The organism is Endozoicomonas sp. YOMI1, from assembly GCF_024606345.1.
Taxonomy (GTDB): Bacteria; Pseudomonadota; Gammaproteobacteria; order Pseudomonadales; family Endozoicomonadaceae; genus Endozoicomonas.
The window spans coordinates 1-2,798 of record NZ_JAHHPM010000248.1; the positions used below are offsets into that span (position 1 = coordinate 1).

The following is a 2,798-nucleotide window of genomic DNA, read 5'->3' on the forward strand; positions in this document are numbered from 1 at the left end:
GTTACCGACAGTTGAAATAAAAAGCAACGAACGCAACAAGCCCTGCTAGACTTGACCTGTGCAGGTCTTTTGGTCGCAATAATACAGTCATTTCCCTGTTTCCAGGGAGGTTATCGTATTTAGGACTGGCATAAAGGCAGCTTGATCCTTGGATCATAACAACGAATGCTGCGCTCGTTGCGGTTTTAATCAAGAGACAAAGGTGACTCCGTAACGTTACTTCCATCAAAGATTGTATCAGCTTCCTGAAGCGATCGGCACCAAAGGCAGGAGATGCCGTTCAATTGGTTAGCTATTATCAACAATTTACACAGCGGTCCGTGTCTCCCTGGCAGTCACTATCATCCCCCCTCATAACCCCCTCATAACCCCCTCATAAACTGTGGCCATAAGTAAATACCTGGTAAAAGTCAGTTGTCGAATACTGTTGTTGTTTTAACTGGCGTGAAATTATTTTGCTCTGTGCAACTTTTATCATTTTTTTTTGTCCAATCGGTCTAGAACCCTCCTTGAAGGTAAAACTGAAGTAACGCATTATTAAAGGAATTATCAATATGAACATTTTCACAGCAGTCGGACCTGTAAACAGGGCTTATCAGCAATTGACCAATGAAGAAATCTGTGGTGCTTCTACACAGTCTACAACCGGCAGCTCATCAGTTTCCCCGGCTCCCTTTATTCACCATGCTCACTCATCGTGTATTGATCCATCTCAAAGTTTGGCCTGCCAGATTCCTATTTGTAATCGTGCAGTTGAGACTAAAACCGAGCCCCATTGCCAAACAAAGTCTGTCACGAATGACGGGGTGAAAGCTCATGGGCGAACCGGCCAAATAAAAAAAGCAGACATAAAAAAAGCGACTAAAGATCTCCACATAGCAATCAAATACACCGAGAACCTGGAGGATCTGACGAATGACGACATCCGCGCCCTGATTGAAAAAGGGGCAGATGCCACCGCCAAACCCAAACTCAGTTTCAAAAAGACCGCTCTCCATCTTGCAGCTTTACGTGGCAATCAGAGAATCATTGAACTGCTTGTTAACGAGGCTAAGGCTGATGTTAACGCCATAGCTGAATCTGGTATGACAGTTATGGAGTGTGCCTACCATAATGGCTCCATTACGCCCCTGATTCCCTTTATGGTAAATGCCGGATTCAACATTAATGCTGATTGTGATGGTCGCGGGGGAACAATGCTTGCACATGCGGCCAAGAAGCAAAACTGGGAGCTGGTGGAATTTTTATTAGCCAAAGGTGCCAATCCTGACGATCAGATCGGCGACAATGGAACAGCACTCCACCTGGCGGTTCGTCTGGGTCGGCCGGATATCATAGACATGCTGATGAAGCATGGGGCAGACATCAACGCCAGGGACAAATATAAGAGGAGGACGGTTCTTCACCTTGTGGCTGAATCTGGCCAGCGGGAAATCCTGGATAAGTTGCTTCAGCATAATGCGGACGTCAACGCCCAGGACAACAATGGCAGGACGCCACTCTGTTTGCTCAATTGTGCCAATAGTCAGCGGGATACCGTTAAGTATTTCATGAATACCTTGATTGACAACCAGGCTGACGTCAACCATCGGGACAGGGATGGGAGAACACCCCTCACCATTTTAGTCAACAGGCTTGGCCATCAAAGTGTCATCAAGTATGCCATTGATACCCTGATTCAGCACGGGGCTGATGTTAACGTTCGCGATGAAGAAGGGTTTACGCCACTCCACTTTGCGGCTAAAAATGGTCAGCTGGAGCTCTTTAACCACCTGCTTGAAAAAGGGGCCGACAAGTACGCCAGGACCAACAGTGGCCAGATGGTTCTGGAAATCGCCAGGTCCAATGGCCAAAACACAGCAAAAATGCTGGAGAGCCTGGACAACGCCGGACTTGATGTTAGCGAACCCTGTGACTCTGAAGGTAGAACGATGGTTGCGTATGCCGCAAAAAATAGGCAATGGAAGCTGGTCGACTCTTTAATATCACGTGGGGCTGAAATCGATCTATGGGAAAATGAAGAATACAAATACACCTCCCTCCACTACGCAGCTTTAACTGACCAGAAAGATATCGTGAGTGAGCTGCTGAAGAGAAACGCTAACGCTAATTTACCACATATAGATGGGAATTCCGCTATCCATTTTGCTGTGTCGGACTTCAATTGGCACCACCAGGAGGATGTGACAGATCGACGGGATATCCTTGTCGACCTGATTGAAAACACAAAAGCTGACATCAATGCCCAGGGATATGAAGGGAGAACAGCCCTCCACATTGCAGCTCATCAGGGTCGGGTAAAGCTCGTTGCTGAACTGCTGGAGCGAAAGGCTGATTTCAACATTCTGGATAATGATAAGATGACTGCTTATGATCGTACCTTCGATCGCATAAAGTTCGGCTGGGATGATCCAGAAGGAAAACAGAAAGTCAGGGAGTTAATGAAAGCAAATAAGGCTGATGTGACAGGAGCCGAAGTGAGGAAAGCGAAAGCAGCCGAAGAGAAAAAAGCAAAAGCAGTCGCCCGGCAACGTGCTACAAGCGGGTTAGTGCATAAATTTAAAGAGCTTTTTGTGCCTAAACGGAAACCCTGAGAAGCCTTTATTTCCAAGGATGCAGAGGATAGCTGATCAGTCGAAGTTTAAGTCTGAAGCACAAATTTTCTGGTCAGTGGAATATCACGGCATTACCGTTTACATCGGTAAATATCAGCGATTCACTACAGACCAGCAGGACACCGGACAGGGCTTGTTGCAGTTAACAAAAACCTATCTATAGTTACTCGAACCTATTCAAAA

1 protein-coding gene is annotated in these 2,798 nt (G+C 46.4%); it reads left to right on the plus strand.

The annotated features are described in order from the left end of the window. Window positions 1-554: 554 nt before the first annotated feature. Entirely contained in the window at window positions 555-2,594 is a 2,040-nt protein-coding gene (locus KDK15_RS08570) for an ankyrin repeat domain-containing protein (RefSeq protein ID WP_257294942.1), read from the plus strand. The last annotated feature ends 204 nt before the right edge of the window (window positions 2,595-2,798 follow it).

Bases quoted from the DNA above. Each gene is read 5' to 3' on its own strand.
- KDK15_RS08570 (WP_257294942.1), top strand. From the start codon at position 555: ATGAACATTTTCACAGCAGTCGGACCTGTAAACAGGGCTTATCAGCAA.